Origin of the sequence: Chryseobacterium sp. YR221 (assembly GCF_900176315.1) — a bacterium.
Taxonomy (GTDB): Bacteria; Bacteroidota; Bacteroidia; order Flavobacteriales; family Weeksellaceae; genus Chryseobacterium; species Chryseobacterium rhizosphaerae.
This window is the reverse complement of sequence record NZ_FWXM01000011.1, coordinates 41,264-58,092: the sequence shown is the minus strand read 5'-3', so window position 1 is coordinate 58,092 and position 16,829 is coordinate 41,264. Positions and strand designations below refer to the sequence as shown.

Annotated in this window: 16 protein-coding genes; 13 read left to right on the top strand and 3 right to left on the bottom strand. The window is 37.8% G+C overall.

Annotated elements, in window-relative coordinates; translation table 11 throughout:
• Positions 1-317 precede the first annotated feature (317 nt).
• The 12 genes from B8967_RS22225 (at position 318) to B8967_RS22165 (ending at position 12,874) form a co-directional block, all read left to right on the top strand.
• Positions 318-1,346 carry a hypothetical protein gene (locus B8967_RS22225; RefSeq protein WP_047486812.1) on the top strand — a complete coding sequence of 343 codons (1,029 nt, stop codon included), beginning with the start codon at positions 318-320 and terminating at the stop codon, positions 1,344-1,346.
• Between the two features lie 3 nt (positions 1,347-1,349).
• A complete protein-coding gene (locus tag B8967_RS22220) occupies positions 1,350-2,282 on the top strand; it encodes a hypothetical protein (protein ID WP_047486815.1) in 933 nt (310 codons plus the stop codon).
• Entirely contained in the window at positions 2,282-3,517 is a 1,236-nt protein-coding gene (locus B8967_RS22215) for a hypothetical protein (RefSeq protein WP_084087907.1), read from the top strand. The genes B8967_RS22220 and B8967_RS22215 overlap by 1 nt, the downstream gene beginning before the upstream one ends.
• 987 nt (positions 3,518-4,504) lie before the next feature.
• A complete protein-coding gene (gene egtD, locus B8967_RS22205) occupies positions 4,505-5,488 on the top strand; it encodes an L-histidine N(alpha)-methyltransferase (RefSeq protein WP_084087905.1) in 984 nt (327 codons plus the stop codon).
• A gap of 66 nt (positions 5,489-5,554) precedes the next feature.
• The gene (gene egtB, locus B8967_RS22200) at positions 5,555-6,727 is read left to right on the top strand and encodes an ergothioneine biosynthesis protein EgtB (protein WP_084087904.1); all 1,173 of its coding nucleotides are present in this window, start codon (positions 5,555-5,557) and stop codon (positions 6,725-6,727) included.
• A gap of 9 nt (positions 6,728-6,736) precedes the next feature.
• A complete protein-coding gene (locus B8967_RS22195; RefSeq protein ID WP_084087903.1) occupies positions 6,737-7,657 on the top strand; it encodes an ABC transporter ATP-binding protein in 921 nt (306 codons plus the stop codon).
• On the top strand, positions 7,654-9,219 hold the full coding sequence (locus tag B8967_RS22190; RefSeq protein WP_084087902.1) for an ABC transporter permease/substrate-binding protein: 1,566 nt from the start codon (positions 7,654-7,656) through the stop codon (positions 9,217-9,219). The genes B8967_RS22195 and B8967_RS22190 overlap by 4 nt, the downstream gene beginning before the upstream one ends.
• A 137-nt stretch (positions 9,220-9,356) precedes the next feature.
• The gene (locus B8967_RS22185) at positions 9,357-10,124 is read left to right on the top strand and encodes a hypothetical protein (RefSeq protein ID WP_084087901.1); all 768 of its coding nucleotides are present in this window, start codon (positions 9,357-9,359) and stop codon (positions 10,122-10,124) included.
• 5 nt (positions 10,125-10,129) lie between these two features.
• On the top strand, positions 10,130-10,603 hold the full coding sequence (locus tag B8967_RS22180; RefSeq protein ID WP_228406284.1) for a hypothetical protein: 474 nt from the start codon (positions 10,130-10,132) through the stop codon (positions 10,601-10,603).
• Positions 10,604-10,678: 75 nt separating this feature from the next.
• The gene (locus B8967_RS22175; protein ID WP_047487191.1) at positions 10,679-11,224 is read left to right on the top strand and encodes a membrane lipoprotein lipid attachment site-containing protein; all 546 of its coding nucleotides are present in this window, start codon (positions 10,679-10,681) and stop codon (positions 11,222-11,224) included.
• A 97-nt stretch (positions 11,225-11,321) separates the two neighbouring features.
• Complete coding sequence (locus B8967_RS22170; RefSeq protein WP_143330570.1) at positions 11,322-11,939, top strand: Crp/Fnr family transcriptional regulator; 618 nt, start codon at positions 11,322-11,324, stop codon at positions 11,937-11,939.
• 32 nt (positions 11,940-11,971) lie between these two features.
• Positions 11,972-12,874 (top strand): cyclase family protein, encoded by a 903-nt coding sequence (locus B8967_RS22165; protein ID WP_084087899.1) that lies wholly within the window; start codon positions 11,972-11,974, stop codon positions 12,872-12,874.
• Between the two features lie 43 nt (positions 12,875-12,917).
• Here the strand turns inward: B8967_RS22165 and B8967_RS22160 are convergent, their stop codons facing one another.
• The 3 genes from B8967_RS22160 to B8967_RS22150 form a co-directional block, all read right to left on the bottom strand.
• Positions 12,918-13,322 (bottom strand): DUF3592 domain-containing protein, encoded by a 405-nt coding sequence (locus B8967_RS22160; RefSeq protein WP_228406283.1) that lies wholly within the window; start codon positions 13,320-13,322, stop codon positions 12,918-12,920.
• 138 nt (positions 13,323-13,460) lie between these two features.
• Positions 13,461-14,945 carry a serine hydrolase domain-containing protein gene (locus tag B8967_RS22155; protein ID WP_084087897.1) on the bottom strand — a complete coding sequence of 495 codons (1,485 nt, stop codon included), beginning with the start codon at positions 14,943-14,945 and terminating at the stop codon, positions 13,461-13,463.
• 88 nt (positions 14,946-15,033) lie between these two features.
• Positions 15,034-15,603, bottom strand: a complete 570-nt coding sequence (locus B8967_RS22150) for a helix-turn-helix domain-containing protein (RefSeq protein ID WP_084087896.1) — start codon at positions 15,601-15,603, stop codon at positions 15,034-15,036.
• 217 nt (positions 15,604-15,820) lie between these two features.
• Between B8967_RS22150 and B8967_RS22145 the strand changes: the two genes are divergently transcribed.
• The gene (locus B8967_RS22145; protein WP_084087895.1) at positions 15,821-16,735 is read left to right on the top strand and encodes a type II CAAX endopeptidase family protein; all 915 of its coding nucleotides are present in this window, start codon (positions 15,821-15,823) and stop codon (positions 16,733-16,735) included.
• The last annotated feature ends 94 nt before the right edge of the window (positions 16,736-16,829 follow it).

Genomic DNA, 16,829 nt, shown 5'->3' with positions numbered 1-16,829 from the left:
AAGAGTAAATCGATTTCCAATCGATTTTGACGAAGCTTACATTTCAAAAGAAAATCAGAGATTTTCAAAAAAACTTATGTGAACTTCTCAGCAGTTTATTTGTAACTCCATTCTCCTAAAGTGTTCCTAAAACTTTTGTGACTTTTGTGGTTATAGTTTTTTCCCGGCAGCTCAGGCAGATCTATATATATACCATTCCAGCAACGTCACCAGGGTTTACGGTTTTCCGTAATTTTTTTTTATGGGTTGTTTGTAGTTTCGAACATTATAAAACACAATGTTTTGATACTCCTTCATAGAAAAACAACCTATATATTATGAATAAAAAAATAACTCCTGCAGATCTCTTTTTGGGAATTCTGGCATTACTACTGATCAGTGTAAGTTTTTACCAGACCTGGCTCGGGCTGCAACAGATTTTTGGCCCGGCATCTTTTGTTATTGCCCTGGTGCTCTCATTACTGCTCCTGTTTCTATGCTGGATGCTGAGGAATGCTAAACTTGAAGGCAGACCAACGGGAAGCCTTGTCGGGATTTACCTCTTTATTGCCTCTTTTTGTTTCATTGCCAATTTTAATGCTTTGTATACAAGATTTATGAAGACCGATATCTATACGGATGAACTTCGGGATATCAATAAAAACTTCACGAGTCTGGAAAACGATGTAGAATCAAAGTTAAGTTACAAATACAATAAAGTAACCACCCAGAATATCGAAATTAAAAAGAAGCAGCTGATGGAACAGATTAAAGATCCCGGAAATAAAGGGATTGGAACCCGTGCACAATCTTTAATCAGGGATATTGAAAAGCTGACCGGTCAGAAAGTTGACCTGCTTACTCCGGTAGGAAATGACTATGAAGATCTTTCAGAAAGAATGGGACATCAGATTGACAATATGATTTCGGACCTATCGCCCGAAGAAAGAGCCTTAAAAACCGATATCAATAATGCAGCCTTGAAATGGAACAAAAACATCCAGGAACTGCTTCTGCTATCCAAAAAAGAAAAAGATGAAATGTCTCAAGGGTTAATTGATGAATCCCTGGCCGATTACAATAAACTGGGAAGCAGGTCACAAACGGTCTTAGGAAATGAAAAAATCCATTTTGAACCCGTTGTATCGCAGACACAGCAGGTGGGAAAAATTGGTTTCGCTTTTGAGCATGCCATTAAAAACTTTGGAATGTACCAATTTGTAGTCCTGGCAGGATGTATCTTACTGGATTTCGTGATTGTCATTATTATTTTACTGGTCACTACTCCCGGCGGCTACAACAGAAATAACGGAGGAAGTGTATTCAGCAATAAAAGAAGTGGTAAAACTATAATTCCCAATAATTAAACTATGGAAACTAACGACCAATTAAAGCCTTTATCTTTTGATATTGAAACTGAAGAAGCTTTAAAACCGCTTTCTTTTGAATTTAAAAATGATGCTCCTGAAGATTTTGTCCCTATTGCAAAAACCATATCCAATGATATAAAAAATAAAGAAAGCAACTTTGTTTTTTTCTTTGGAACAGCAGAATCCGGGAAATCAGTGATCCTTTCCTCTATGCTCTATTACCTCAGATCATATGCCGGGGTTTTAAGACCTAAGCTGGGTACTCCAAATTCTAAGGAAGCCAACGTTCTTCTTTCGGATTTTTTTGAAAATATACGCCAGGGGGTTTTGCCCAACAGAACAACCAGAGATCAGGTAACCCGCCTGGACCTCGTCTTTGAACCCAATAATAAATCTAAAAAAGTAGTGCCGATAGATCTTACTTTTCTGGAAACTTCGGGAGAAAACCACAACGATATCCGAAGAGGCGGAAGCTATCACAGCAGTATAGAATCTTTCTTGAATGCCAATATTCCGCTGACCTTTATTATTGTAACCAGTTATGAATCTGCTTATAAAGATGACTCCCTGATCAATGAATTTCTGGATGAACTGGAAAGAAAGGGTAAAAATTTAAAATCCGTCAATGCGATACTGGTGATTTCAAAATGGGATAAATCCGGAAGAATGGATGTGGAAAGCGCCGAAGAGCTGGATGGATTTATCTCCGAACGCCTTCCTATGACCTCACAACGTATTGATACCTATGGCTTAAGCAAAACCTACTACACCGTAGGAAGTGTGCAAAATGCAACCGGTGAAGAGAGGATTAATTTACTCAATCTTTCTACAGCAGAGGTTTTATCGAAATGGCTGTACAGAAGCATCATTGGCTATGATCTTGACTATGAAGGAACATTTTGGGAACGTTTAAAATTTAGTTTTACAAATTAATGGATACTACTTATTTTTTCTCTGCATTCGGTACCTTTGGCAATCCATACGGTTTCAGGCAGTCTTTTTTCCTGGGTGGAAACAGGAATATTGCAAAGGAAATCAGAACCTATGATTTAAAAACAGATGCCATTAAGCTATTTCCCCAAAGCAGCATCTATTCCATCCGGAAAGATTTTGCCGGTGATTGTAATCTCATTTCTTATGCTGTCTACAAATTTGCAAAAGAACAGAATTCTGACCGGGGCGGAACTTTTATAGGCTCAAGCCTTCTTTTCATTGATAAAATTGCATCGGAAAGCCTTGTCATCAATACATTGAATGATTTTCAGGATCAACTTGAAAAAAATAACCTGTCTGAAGGGACAATTGCTGTAAACCACTCTGATAACTTTTCGATACGAAAGCCCAAAGATTTTGATAAAATAGGGTTCAATGTCCGGGAAATGGAGGATTTGAATTTTACCAGGGCTACCCAAAACTACCTGGTTATTTATTGTGAAACCAATCCGGCCCAATTACAAAACTTTTTTACCAAGGCACTCGATCTTTTGAATGTGTATGATACCCTCTATTTTACCCAAAGTCACGAAATTGCAGAATTTGTAAAACAGAAAGGAATTTTTAAAATTGTAGATACCGGTGGCTTTAATAAAGAAATTGAAAAATTTCATGAAGAAAGGCTTCGGGAGGTTCAAAATGCTGTTGCTGATCTTAAAAAGGAAAAAGAGAATCTTAAAGAAGAAAAGACACAACTGATGGATGATCTCAGGAAACAGGTCGAGCGAAATGAAAAAAAGCATCAGGAAAATGAAGTCAAAATTCAAGAATCCAAAACAGGAATAGACCTCATCAGCCGGGAATACGAACAGTATGCTGAAAAAATTGATACTGTGATCAGGAATTTAGAATCAGATGGAAAAGTAGAGACTGCAAAGAAAAGATATCTTGAGCATAAAAAAACACTGATCAATACCATCAGCCAAAATAAGAATATAGAATCGCTTGATTCAATTTCTTATTTTAATACCAGAGCAGGAAATTCAAGAGAAGACAGGCCGTATGGAAATGATCTTGCAGAGTTCAATAAAGGTCGTAAAAATCATGAGGAAAAAGAATTCAGACTGGATGTTTTCAAAGTGCTGACATTTGTACTTTCTCTTTTATTAATCCTAGTTGTGACTGGGTGTTTTGTATTTTTGGATGCCGGAAAATTATTTCAAATCAGTTTATGAGGAGATTCTTATTCCAATGCAGCCCCCTTTAATCTGAGTTTCCACCATGATGAATTTATTCATGCATCAGTACTAAAAAATCAAAGAATACTTAACAGAAATCTCTGATTTCCTTGCGCCTTAAAAGCAGCCATTATTTAAATTTCTTTGCGTCTTTGCGTTTTCCAACCTATAAAATAATCTCAAAATAAAGTTGGTATATCGCAAAGGCGCAAAAATATTAACATGCCCAATAATCAAAGGCGCAAAGATTTTATCTCCGATAAAATTGTATCCTGTATAATTTTTCAAATAGTATTTAGATTTTGCCGATGAAACCAACCCGCACCCAGATTACCTATTCGTCTATCAATGCTAAAAAATCAAAGAACACTCGACGGAAATCTTTGATTTCTTTGCGCCTTAAAAACACCATATTATTTAAATTCCTTTGCGTCTTTGCGTTTTCCAACCTATAAAATAATCTCAAAATAAAGTTGGTATATCGCAAAGGCGCAAAAATACTGACATGCCCAATAATCAAAGACGCAAAGATTTTATCCCCGATAAAATTGTATCCTGCATAATTTTTCAAATAGTATTTAGATTTTGCTGATGAAGCCAACCCACACCCAGACCATCTTACTCATCTATTAATCGTAAAAATCACGGAATACTCAACGGAAATCTTCGATTTCCTTGCGCCTTAAAAGCAGCCTATTATTTAAAATCCTTTGCGTCTTTGCGTTTTCCAACCTACACCCTATTAAAATACCCTTACAAATCCCAATGTAAGGGTATTTTATATCTCTATAACTTTCAAAATCAACCCAGGAAATCACATGTATTTTTTCCAGAAAAAAGTACCACATATTTTAAAAATACAATGAAATTCAATCTATTAAAAATAAAATTGTTTATATTTAAATTAATAAAATAGCAACAGAATTCAATGTTTTGAAAGGCAAGATAATTGCAGTTATCTAAAAACCACACAAAATCAGACCTATGAATGTACAGTTAGATTCACATGCTAAAACTGAAAATGAGCCTATTGATTATTTTCTTCAGGATGTTTTAAACGGCTTACAAAGCATTCCCAAAAAGTTATCTTCAAAATACTTTTACGATAAAATTGGAGATCACCTTTTTCAGCAAATTATGGCAATGCCTGAATATTACCTTACCCGTTGTGAGCTTGATATTTTTAAAAATAAAACCGATGAACTTGCCGGCCTCCTCATTCCGGAAAATGAGCCTTTCGATTTGATTGAATTGGGAGCCGGTGACGCCATGAAATCTACCTATTTACTTGAATATTTGGTAAAAAAAGGAGCTGACTTTACTTATATGCCCATTGATATTTCCGGGAATATCCTTTCCATACTCGACAAAAAAGTAAACAGTCAATTTCCGGCATTGGAAGTAACCTGCCTGGAAGGTGACTATTTTGAGATGCTTCAAAAAGCGGCTTCATTATCCAACAGGAGAAAAGTGGTTTTATTTTTAGGAAGCAATATTGGAAATATGTCCCTGGAGGAAGCTGAAAGTTTCTGTTTGCATCTTAATAAAAACCTGTCTTCAAAAGATCGTGTATTGGTAGGTTTTGATCTTAAAAAAAATCCCCACATTATTTTGGATGCCTATAATGATAAAGAAGGGATTACTGCTGCCTTTAATCTTAATCTCCTGACACGAATCAATAACGAACTGGAAGGAAATTTTGATCTGGAACAATTTCAGCACTACCAAACCTATGATCCTGTAAGTGGGGCCTGCAGAAGTTTTCTGATAAGCCTTAAAAATCAAAAGGTAACGGTTGGAAATGTCAGCATTTCATTTGAAGAACATGAACTTATCAATATGGAAATTTCTCAGAAGTTCTCTGCAGAACAGATCAACGCATTGGGAGAGAAATCAGGGTTTGCCATAACCGGAGAAATTAAAGATTCTAAAAAATGGTTTGTAGACAGTATCTGGCAGGTACAATAAAAGTAAAGCATCTGAAAAAAGTATTGGATGCATTCGATATAAACTACATCACTAAAACTAAAAGACATGACACCAGAGATCACCACAAAAGATATAGTGAAAAAATATACGGATATCCGCAGACGTTCAGAAGAGATCTGTGCCCCGTTGGAAATCGAGGATTATGTAGTACAGCCCATCGTTGATGTAAGCCCACCGAAATGGCATCTCGGCCATACGACCTGGTTTTTTGAGACTTTTATTCTGGCTCCTCATTTTCCTGAATATGAAATTTTCGATCCTCAGTATAATTTTGTTTTTAACAGCTATTATGAAACTATTGGGGCAAGAGTAATCCGTACAGACCGGGGAAACCTCAGCCGCCCTTCTGTTTCAGATATCTATCAATACCGGAAATATGTGGATGAGCAGATGAAAGCTTTTCTTCAGAGCAGATTTATGACGGAAACCATTGAACCGTTATTGGAACTGGGTCTGAACCATGAACAGCAGCATCAGGAATTATTAATGACTGACATTAAATATATCCTGGGACATAATCCGCTATTTCCAGCCTATACAAAAGAGAAACAAACTGTAAAACCCTACGTGGAGGATGTACACATGCTCAGATTTCCTGAAGGCCTTTATGAAATAGGTTTTCATGGAGAAGGATTTTGTTTTGACAATGAGTTAGGAAGGCATAAAGCCTACCTTACCGGTTTTGAAATAGCCAGCCGGCTGGTGACCAACGGTGAATATTTGGCATTTATGGAAGCTGGCGGGTACAGCGATTTCAGGTACTGGCATGCCGAAGGCTGGGATTGGGTGAAGCAAAGCCATGCTGAATCCCCATTGTACTGGTATTATATAGACGGAAAATGGATGAATTATACATTGAACGGATTACAGGAAGTGGATCCTAATGGTATCCTGTGTCATATCAACTTCTATGAAGCATCTGCTTTTGCATCCTGGAAGGGAATGCGTCTTCCTACTGAAGCAGAATGGGAAGCGGCATCGGATCATTTTAACTGGGGAGCCCGCTGGGAATGGACCAATTCGGCCTATCTGCCCTACCCTCATTTTAAAAAAGAAGCAGGAGCTGTGGGTGAATACAATGGAAAATTTATGGTCAATCAAATGGTTTTACGTGGTGCTTCCGAAGCCACACCTCCTGGCCATAGCAGAAATACCTACCGCAACTTCTTTCAAACCAATTTAAAATGGCAGTTTACAGGAATCAGACTTGCCCAATAATTTTTGCCGATGATTACAGTTGAATCAGTTTCAAAAAGTTTTAACGGAAAAACCGCAGTAGATCATATTTCTTTTCAGGCCTATGATCAGGAAATACTCGTCCTCTTAGGAACCAGCGGCTGTGGGAAAACAACCACCCTTAAAATGATCAACCGGCTTATAGAAGCAGATTCCGGAAACATTCTTATTGACGGCAAAAATATCCGTGATCAGAAAGCTGAAGAGCTGAGAATGGGAATAGGTTTTGTGATGCAGCATTCCGGATTATTTCCTCACTATACTATCCAACAGAATATTGCGGTAGTTCCTGAACTGCTGAAGTGGGAGAAAAAGAAAACGGAAACAAGAACCCACGAGCTCTTAGCTAAGCTTCACCTTTCGGAAGAGGTACTTTCCCGGTTTCCCAATGAATTAAGTGGCGGACAGCAGCAGCGGGTTGGCATTGCCAGAGCTTTGATTGCCGATACTCCGGTTTTACTGATGGACGAACCTTTTGGAGCCCTGGACAATATTACAAAAGCAGATATCCATTCCGAATTTAAATCTTTGGAAGAGCTTAAAAACAAAACAATAGTATTGGTTACCCATGATGTACAGGAAGCTTTTGAGCTGGGTCACCGGATATGTCTGATGGATCAGGGGAAAATTGTTCAGACCGGTACTCCAAAAGAAATGCTTTATCGTCCTGAAAATAATTTTGTCCTCAATTTTTTTGCTGAAAACCGGCTCTTGCTGGAATATAAAGTAGCCACTTTACAGGATATTGCCCCTTTCCTGAATACTGAAGATTCCTATCACGAACCTGATCTTTCAGAAAACACAAGCGTCTGGAATGCCCTGCAGACATTAAGCTCAGATCACAATCATACAGGGTTGTATGAAAATCTGGTCAAAGCATTTAATCATTACAGAAAATTACAGACCGTATGACGCATCAGAGTCTTTGGCAGTTTATTGCTGAACAGCACGAAAAGTTAATAACCCAGATTATTCAGCATCTTGGGCTTACCTTTCTGTCTTTATTATTGGCGATCATGGTGGGACTTCCTTTAGGAATACTGATTGCCAGAAAAAAAAGGCTTTCCGGTTCTGTGCTTGGTATTGCTGGTATTTTGCAGACCATTCCCAGTATTGCATTGCTTGGATTTATGATTCCTGTGTTCGGCATCGGTCCTAAACCGGCTATTGCCGCCTTGTTAACCTATGCTCTTTTACCTATTATCCGCAATACATATACCGGAATCACAGGTGTAGATCCTGCTGTGATTGAGTCTGCCAAAGCAATGGGAATGAACAGAAGCCAGCTGCTTTTTAAGGTTAAACTTCCTTTAGCTATGCCTGTTATCATTGCCGGAATAAGGACTGCCGCCGTTATTAATGTAGGGGTAGCCACCTTAGCTTCATTTGTAGCAGCAGGTGGTTTGGGAGAATTTATCTTTGGAGGTATTTCGCTTAATAATACCAATATGATTTTGGCGGGTGCAATTCCTGCAGCATTACTGGCTATTCTATTGGACCAGGTGATTGCTATGATACAAAAGTCGGGATATCTGGTATTCCGGAAACTGAAATATGTAGCGCCGATTGTTCTTGTTATCATGGCAGTCGGCTATCTGCTTACTTCTGTTTCACATCATAAAATAAAAGCAGGTTTTACGCCGGAATTTATGGGAAGGCAGGATGGTGACATCGGGCTGCGTTCTGTCTATGGGCTCAATGTAAATCCACTGGTTGTCAATGATGCCATTATGTATAAAGCAGCTTATGAAAAAGAACTGGATCTGATCAGTGGTTATTCTACAGACGGGAGGATCAAGGCCTTTGATCTCTATGTACTGGATGATGATAAAAAAATCTTTCCCCCATACTTTGCGGCTCCCATCATGAAAACCAAAACTCTGAAAAAATTTCCGGAACTGGAAAAAGCTTTAAATCTGCTGGCGGGAAAATTCAATGATTCTATTATGACCGATTTGAATTACAGGTCTGATCATCTCCACCAGACACCGGAGAAGATTGCCAGGGATTTTTTAGTCCAGAATGGTCTCTACAAAAGTCCCCGGAAAGGAAATTCAGGAACGGTAAGAATAGGTTCAAAAATCTTCGGGGAACAATACATTCTTGCAGAAATGTATACTATGCTTATTGAAGGATATACAGACTATAAAGCGGAAACAAAAACAGGCTTGGGAGGAACTAAAATCTGTTTTGATGCCTTAATGAATGACGCAATTGATTTTTACCCTGAATATACGGGAACCGGGCTTCTTGTCCTCTTACAGCCTACGCCACAAATCCTGAAAAATGTTACCCAAAGCGCTGATAAAACCTACCAATATGTTAACTCAGAATTTGAAAAACAATATGGAATTCAATGGCTGAAGCCGCTTGGTTTTAATAATGCATATGCCTTAATGATGCGCCGAAAACAAGCTGAAGATCTTAAGATAAAAAGCATCTCTGATCTTAAAAGGTATGTAGACGGAAAATAGGTTGCCTTTATTTTTACTGACCGGTACTCTGAACACTTACCCAATCCAATCACAGTTAAAAAAATACTAAAATAGAGCAAATAAAATTTGAAAGATATTCTATGAACTATCTTTATATTTAAGCTATAATTAAAAACATGCAGAATAAAATACTTCCTTTTATTGTCTTATTATTGTTTTTGGATTCCTGCCAGGCTCAGGATACGGATATTCTTCTGATAGATCAACTGGATAAAACATTCAGTGTTTCAAAATTTTACCAATCAAGATTGCAGAAAACTAATGAGATTTTATCAACCGATCTCAAAAAGATGGATAAAAACGCGGCATTAAAAGCCCTGGAAACAGCTATGTTTGAAAAAGACACGTTGGCTTTCTACGCATCAGAAGGAAGATTGCCCTCAGACTTTTATCTTGAGTCTACCAATGATTGGATGAGCAGAAAAAAGAAACCGGTCAAATATTTTGGCTATCAATATAAAACAGTAGCTTATGATGAAGCAAAAGATACTTTGGCGATCGTAAATACAGTAGCCTTCCCTTCTTTGGACATGGCGGAAAACAATAAAGGAGAGTTTTCGTATCTAAGAGCCAGTAAAGCCTCAAGAAATAAAAAAGATTTTTTAAACCTGCTGAGTTTTCTACAAAAAAACAGCAAACGTATACCTATTGAAGACAGCTCATCTGAAGAAGTAAGCTGTTGGGAAAATAAAAACTTCTATTACATTCTGTCTAAAAAAGATGGAAAGGAGGAAGAGATCCTCTCATACGATCATTCAGGAAACAAAAATTCTAAAATGATTGAGATTTCAAACATACGTCTGAATGTATACAGCAAAGAATATATTCAAACTCTCGGAAAAGAAAAGTCCTATATTCCGGAATACATCCCGGCACCTAAATGAAAGCTATGAAAAACAATATACTGACCTTATTTTTAACGGTAACAATAAGACAAAAAGTTCCGTTAGGTATTGCTCTTGTTGCGGGAACATGTATTTCTTCTGCCCAGACATTCACCTCATCCGGAATCTGGTATGATATCATCCCCGGCAAACTTAATACAGACAGCCTTTTGGTCCAAAAAGGGTTTAAAATGAAGTACAGCGGTCCCAAAAAACAAGGAGGTCTTTTGTCTTGTTATTTTAATAAAAAGTCTGATGAATGGATGTTTATTCATGCCAATGTTCAGAATCAGATCACTTTCATATCTTATCTGCTCCCTACCTTAGAAAAATACAAGAAAAATCTGATGGAGAAGAAACAACTGCTCCCGGAAGAAGAAGTACAGGCAATGGGTAAAACCAGGCAGGAAAACAAGATATATTATGATCTCGGCTATATTTTTAAAAGACCTGAGTTATCATCTGATCAAAAGGAATGAAAGCCATGGTAAAAATTACCCAACGATCTTTTTCAAAAACATTATCTTCGCAGCAAATAAAAAAAACCTGACAATATGAAAAAAATAATATTTCTCGCCTCAGCTGTTCTTGTATTAAATTCATGTGTAGTATCCACTGCCGCAAAAGTGGTAAAGGGAGCGGTCAATGTAAGCTACAAGGCAGTAAAAGGAACGGTGAATGGGATTAGCTGGGCCGTAAGCAAAGCTAAAGGAAAGATTGATGAAGACCGTTTAGACGGAACCTGGAAAGTAGTGGGTGTATACCGTGGTTCTTTTGAAGATTTTTCAAAAGATCAGAACCCGGAAAGTTCATTCAGTACAGATTGTACAGAAAGTTATGATCAGATTATTTTCAAGGCTAAAAAATCTAAATTTCAGCCGGTACACTGCAGTTCTGAGAAAGAAGACTGGGTAAAATATTCTCTTGAATTTGGAAAAAATCCTTTGACTAAAGAAAAGGAAAACTATATAGAATACAACTCCAACAACTATATTTCAGTCATTGATGTCAACAACAAAACAATGGTTCTGGAAGGTAATGTAATGCCCAAACTGGCATTTTCCGGAGCTAAACTCTATCTTTTAGAAAAGGTGAAATAATCATTAAAAAGGTAATGAGGAGTTACTTAACCTGTACTCCTCTCCTTTTTAAAATACCTAATGGCTGCTTCAGTGTAACACTAAAAACATCAAAGTATTGTCAGACTTTAATCTCAATACCTTCTTTGAAAAGGCAATATATCCTTTGCTTGATCTTACGGATAGGGAGAAGCAAATGCTTTTGTCTGAAACCCGTATTCTATCTTTAAAAAATAACAGCTTTCTAATCAGGGAAAATACAATTGTGGATCATCTGTTCTTTTTAAATAAAGGATTGGTAAGAAGCTTCTATACTAAAGACCATCGTGAAATCAATACTGAATTTTTCTTTGAAAATGATTTTCTTACCGCATTAACAAGCTTTCTGACCGGTAAAATAACATATCTCAATTTTCAATGTCTCGAGGAATCTGAGGTCATTGCTATACCCAAAACTTTAATTGACCACCTTTTATTGCAGGATCAAAAATGGCATGTGCTCCTCAATCAGATCCTGAAAAAAGAGTTTATCAAGAAATGCTGCAGGGAAAGTTCTTTCCTGTTACATGATTCCCTTGAACGGTATCTGTATTTTCTTGAACAGTTCCCCAATTCGGAAAACAGAATTCCTCTTTTCCATATCGCCTCCTATCTGGGGATAAGCCCGGAAACATTAAGCCGCATCAGAAGTAAAAAATTGAAGCAAATTGATTTAAGTCAAGTAAATAAGATCTGATTTTCTGCACTTTTGTTTTAAATAATTCAATTATGGACAAAAGAGTACGATTTGATTTTGAAGTTTATTTTACCAACGGAGGAAATCTTAAAGGGGAAGATTTCAGACTGGACATCATGGGCGATGACATTACAGATCGGGAGCTTGCAGATTATATTATTGAAGATCTTAGGTTACTTATGGCCGGCAAAGTAAATATTCTGAATAAGCAGATCTTCAGTGAGCCTCACAAAAGAAAATCCGCAAAAGAACACTCCCCTACGGAAAGACTTATAGAGCTAAGTCATACCATCGAAGAAGGGCTGATCACCTATAAAGGACTTCCGGCTCCTCATATCTGTGATTATTTAAGTCGCAAGGATTCTCAAAAGTTTTATGACAAAGGTACAGAGTTTCAAATCGGCAATATAGAGATGGTCACCAATACAGGAACTTATATCGATTGTCCTTTTCACAGATTTGAAAACGGAAAAGATACAGCCGAAATAGAATTGGAAAAGTTTGCTGAATTAGATGCCGTAGTCTTTCGGATTCCTTATTCTGAGACACTGGAAATCACAGACGAACATTTCAGAAACAGGGAGATCAGAAATAAAGCCATACTCATTCATACCGGCTGGGATCGTCACTGGAATACTGAAACCTATTATGAAAACCATCCTTACCTTACGGAAAGTGCAGCAGAATATCTTAAAGACTGTCAGGTAAAACTTGTCGGCATTGATTCCCATAATATCGATGATACAGCAGGCAAAAGCAGACCGGTACATACCATTCTTTTATATGCCGAAATATTAATTGTGGAACACCTTTGTAATCTGGATAAACTTCCTGATGAAGATATCACTTTTACCGCTGCTCCTCCAAAATTCAAAGGGGTAGGAACTTTTCCGGTAAGGGCATTTGCTTCGGTAAAACAGACTTTACAAAAATAGTTTTCTGCGCAAGAATTTCTATTGATAAATAGTGAAATCACGGCTATTTTAAAAACTGAGCTGCGACAAAATATCCTCCGCCAACGACCAGTAATGGCAAGGCTATAGAGATCAGTACCAAAGGCCAGACAAATATTCTGAAATAAGTATATAATCTTACAGAAGAAGGATCCGCAGGGTCATAAATAACGGTCTCTGTTTCACCTACTGCCCAGAATGAAGGATTACTTCCTTCCGGCAATTCATAGGTATATTCAATATTATTTCGAGTCCGGAAGGTAAAAAGAGGTAGATATACCTCTCCGTCTGATTCAATTACCCGCAGAGAGGTAACAGTTGCTGTTGCCTTTTCTGCTTTCTGCAGGAATGCAAGTGTACTTCTGAAGCTCAGTAACGCTGCAACAAACAGAATCACTCCTGCCCCAAGGATGATATAATATGGCCACATAGCTTTCTTTTTATGGTTATTCATCATATTGCTTCCTGCAAACAGACATTTGACTACTCATTGATTTTCAGATTCATATCTTCAATATAAATATACAAAGATTTACTATATCCTAATTAAGTCCTGCCAATCAATCTGCTATTTGGTCTCTATTGCCACAATTTTCTTTCCTTCTTCTCCCAAATAATGAACTACCAGCTTTTCATATACTTTGTACCCATCATCTACATTCGTAAATATGAGAATTCCTTTTCCTGATTTTGGAAGTACAAAGGCAATACAGCGTGTTCCAAGATCAGCTCCTCCGTGTGATAAGGCATAGTTCCCATTTCCCAAATCATAGATTTCAAAACCCAATCCGAAGTATTTATTCTCCTTCGTTTTTACCTGATTTTTGGTCATTTCCTGAAAAACTTCAGGCTTTAAATGTTCACCCTTCATAACGCTAACCATAAAATTACCGTAATCCTGAATGGTAGTATGCAAGTCATCCGCAGCATTGGCTACTTTGTTTTTTTCCGTGGGATAAGGCTGACCTTCTTTATTATATCCTATCGCAAATCTCGATTCTTCTGTATGCTGATTCCAAATATAATCGGTGTCATTCATACTAAGCGGCTGAAAAATCAGCTCCCGGGCAAGTTGGTTCAACGGTTTTCCCAATTTCTTTTCCAACGCTTTACGCAGGTATTCAAAACCTTCTCCGGAATATTGGTATTGTGTTCCCGGCTCAAACTGAAAGTTTAGCTTTTTATCAGGATTCATCCATCTCCAGTTCGGAAATCCTGTCTGATGGCTCAAGATAAGTCTGGTGGTCAGCTTTCTGTGTCTTGGATCGTTTAGAACATCAGGATCTACCCAGTACTGGTCAAGAGGTTCATCCAGCTTCCATTTCCCCAAACTTACCAGACGCAGTGCTACCATTGCTGTTACAGGCTTGGTAAGCGAAGCCACATTGAAATAGGTATTATAAGGTGCCGGAACTCCTTTTTTTATTTCCCCAAAAACCCTTATCTGTTTAAGCTTTCCTTCTTCAATAATTCCCAGCCCGAGTGTCGGAATTTTATTTTCTTTCAGCCAGCTTTCAATCGCCTGGTCGTCCCCAGAAATATTCTCCTGAATCGTTGATTTTGCCTGATGATCAAAACTCAGGGATTTAGCCAGTTTCCAGCTTCCATTTTCTATCATCCAGAAATTGGTGAACTTAGCTTTCCCCCCTAATTTTTCGGGTTTTCCTTTTTCTTTTTCAGAAAACTCATGGCTGCCATTCTGAATAACGGCATATAGTTTTCCGTTTTGGTACATCGGATAGATTTCAGAACTTTTATCTATTAAAACTCTTTTTACCTGACGCATTTCCGGTGCCTTGCACAATCCGTTTTTAAAATCAATCATGAATTTCTTTTTATCAGAAATACCGTCTTTGTCATGATAAAACTCCAGCCGGTCGCTCAACATATTCTCCATTTGAGAAATATTGCAGGTATTAAAACCTACTGAAAAAAGAAGACTGTCTCTGGACATAATAGTCTTGTACAGGGCATCAGTTTTTTCTATCTGTGCTTGTGTATTGCTGAAGAAAAAGATGAAAAAAGGGAGTATAAAATGAGTATACTTTGTCATTGTTAATAATTTTGACAAAGATTAAATTTTAGTCCGTTTCAATGCAAAAAATGAACCTGACAAAAACCCGACAAAGCCCTGACATGCTTTATATCATGCTGAAATTCAGCCTAAAATACAGTTTCTTATTCCTATCTATTTCCGCTGCATTACGGAGAATAATAAATACATTAGAGAGTGCAATCAGGATCATCAGGATCAGGGTAAACGGACCTCCGAGCTTTAGAAAAATCCCCAACATAAATACAATAGGAGCCATTGCCGTCCACAACATCTGAACCGAGATAATCTGTCGGGCAAGGTTGTTTCTCTGCTTCATGGTAAACATCAGCAGCAGGGGAACTAAAATATTAAGAGGTGGAAGCACAATACATACAAGCGAAGAAAGGTTGATTATTTTAATCAGAGAATAGTTTATTTCTGGTGCTTCTTCTTTGATCTCTATGGTTTTCTCATCGGTATGTACTGCAACTGCAATATCATTCTGCAATAGGTTTTCTTCTATATCCAGGGTTTGTGCCAGCGCCCGGAGTGTATGTCCTTTAGGCTCCGTACCCGCTTCTATCCGCTGGATCGTGCGCACAGAAATTTTAGATCTTTCTGATAATTCTTCCTGGGTCAGATTCTTCTGCTCTCTTACTGCTTTTAATTTAGACATAGCATGCGTATTCTACAAAGAGATATGTATTCATTTTCGCTGGCTAATTTACATCTTTTTCAGTAGTAACGGTAGAAGCAATGCAGTAGAAAAGTTATTCCTATAAAAATCAACCATTTTATCAAAAATAAATGTAATTTTATTAAAATTATTTATGATATGTTATCGATAATCAATTAAATAGCATTTTCATACAACCCACAACACCAATCTTTTTATGGAAAATACCTCAGCCTCTCCATCGGAAATCAGGAAAAATATAGCAACCTATCTGGGACTCACCCTGCTGTTTTGTTTACCTGTTTATTATATGTGTATTGTTACCGGAAAACTAGGAGGCGGAGCCATATCTTACGCTACCATTATTATGTGGTGTCCGGCTATTGCAGCACTGCTGACCTGTCGTATCAGAAAAATCCCTATTGCTTCCCTGGGCTGGAAATGGGGACTCACCAAATATCAGGTGATGGCGTATTGTATTCCGCTGCTGTATTCCCTTGTCCCCTACCTTATCATCTGGATAAGTGGTGCCGGTGGTTTTTATAACCATGAGTTTGTGGCTGAAACAGGAAAAGGTATGGGCTGGAATCTTCCTGATGGAGTAACCATTATTCTGTACATCCTTCTGATGAGCAGTTTTGGAATGGTACGTTCCATCGGTTCTGCCCTGGGCGAAGAAATTGGCTGGAGGGGACTTCTGACTCCACAATTAGCGAAAATAAACTCCTATACTGCAACTTCCTTATGGATGGGAGTGATCTGGTCACTCTATCATTATCCTCTTCTTCTTTTTTCCAATTACAATACGGGCGGACCCAAATGGCTGGCATTAACCTGCTTTACGGTTATGATATTTGCGTGTTGTTTTATCTTCACCTGGCTGCGCTTAAAATCCGGAAGCCTTTGGACGGCGGCTATTTTACATGCCAGCCATAACCTTTTTATTCAGGCTATTTTTACCCCTCTTACGGTAGACAAAGGACATACCAATTATTATATCGACGAGTTTGGTATTGCTCTTCCCATTGCTACAGCTATCGTAGCGTACTTCTTCTGGAGAAAACGAAAGGAGCTGCCGGAGCAGACTCTTGAAAAATCAGATTCATCTGTTACCATTCAACCATTATCATAACATGCAACAACATTAGGATTGTTTTATATCAATCTGCCTTTTCCATCTTTCTGAATTTTCTGGATAAAGGAGTATTTAACATGGAATTGTCTGT

Excerpts from the sequence above, each read along its gene's own strand:
- B8967_RS22190 (WP_084087902.1), top strand. The coding sequence starts at position 7,654 with ATGACGCATCAGAGTCTTTGGCAGTTTATTGCTGAACAGCACGAAAAG.
- B8967_RS22145 (WP_084087895.1), top strand. The coding sequence starts at position 15,821 with ATGGAAAATACCTCAGCCTCTCCATCGGAAATCAGGAAAAATATAGCA.
- B8967_RS22150 (WP_084087896.1), bottom strand. The coding sequence starts at position 15,603 with ATGTCTAAATTAAAAGCAGTAAGAGAGCAGAAGAATCTGACCCAGGAA.
- B8967_RS22155 (WP_084087897.1), bottom strand. The coding sequence starts at position 14,945 with ATGACAAAGTATACTCATTTTATACTCCCTTTTTTCATCTTTTTCTTC.
- B8967_RS22160 (WP_228406283.1), bottom strand. The coding sequence starts at position 13,322 with ATGTGGCCATATTATATCATCCTTGGGGCAGGAGTGATTCTGTTTGTT.
- B8967_RS22175 (WP_047487191.1), top strand. The coding sequence starts at position 10,679 with ATGAAAAAAATAATATTTCTCGCCTCAGCTGTTCTTGTATTAAATTCA.
- B8967_RS22165 (WP_084087899.1), top strand. The coding sequence starts at position 11,972 with ATGGACAAAAGAGTACGATTTGATTTTGAAGTTTATTTTACCAACGGA.
- B8967_RS22215 (WP_084087907.1), top strand. The coding sequence starts at position 2,282 with ATGGATACTACTTATTTTTTCTCTGCATTCGGTACCTTTGGCAATCCA.
- B8967_RS22185 (WP_084087901.1), top strand. The coding sequence starts at position 9,357 with ATGCAGAATAAAATACTTCCTTTTATTGTCTTATTATTGTTTTTGGAT.
- egtB (WP_084087904.1), top strand. The coding sequence starts at position 5,555 with ATGACACCAGAGATCACCACAAAAGATATAGTGAAAAAATATACGGAT.
- B8967_RS22195 (WP_084087903.1), top strand. The coding sequence starts at position 6,737 with ATGATTACAGTTGAATCAGTTTCAAAAAGTTTTAACGGAAAAACCGCA.
- B8967_RS22180 (WP_228406284.1), top strand. The coding sequence starts at position 10,130 with ATGAAAAACAATATACTGACCTTATTTTTAACGGTAACAATAAGACAA.
- B8967_RS22220 (WP_047486815.1), top strand. The coding sequence starts at position 1,350 with ATGGAAACTAACGACCAATTAAAGCCTTTATCTTTTGATATTGAAACT.
- egtD (WP_084087905.1), top strand. The coding sequence starts at position 4,505 with ATGAATGTACAGTTAGATTCACATGCTAAAACTGAAAATGAGCCTATT.
- B8967_RS22225 (WP_047486812.1), top strand. The coding sequence starts at position 318 with ATGAATAAAAAAATAACTCCTGCAGATCTCTTTTTGGGAATTCTGGCA.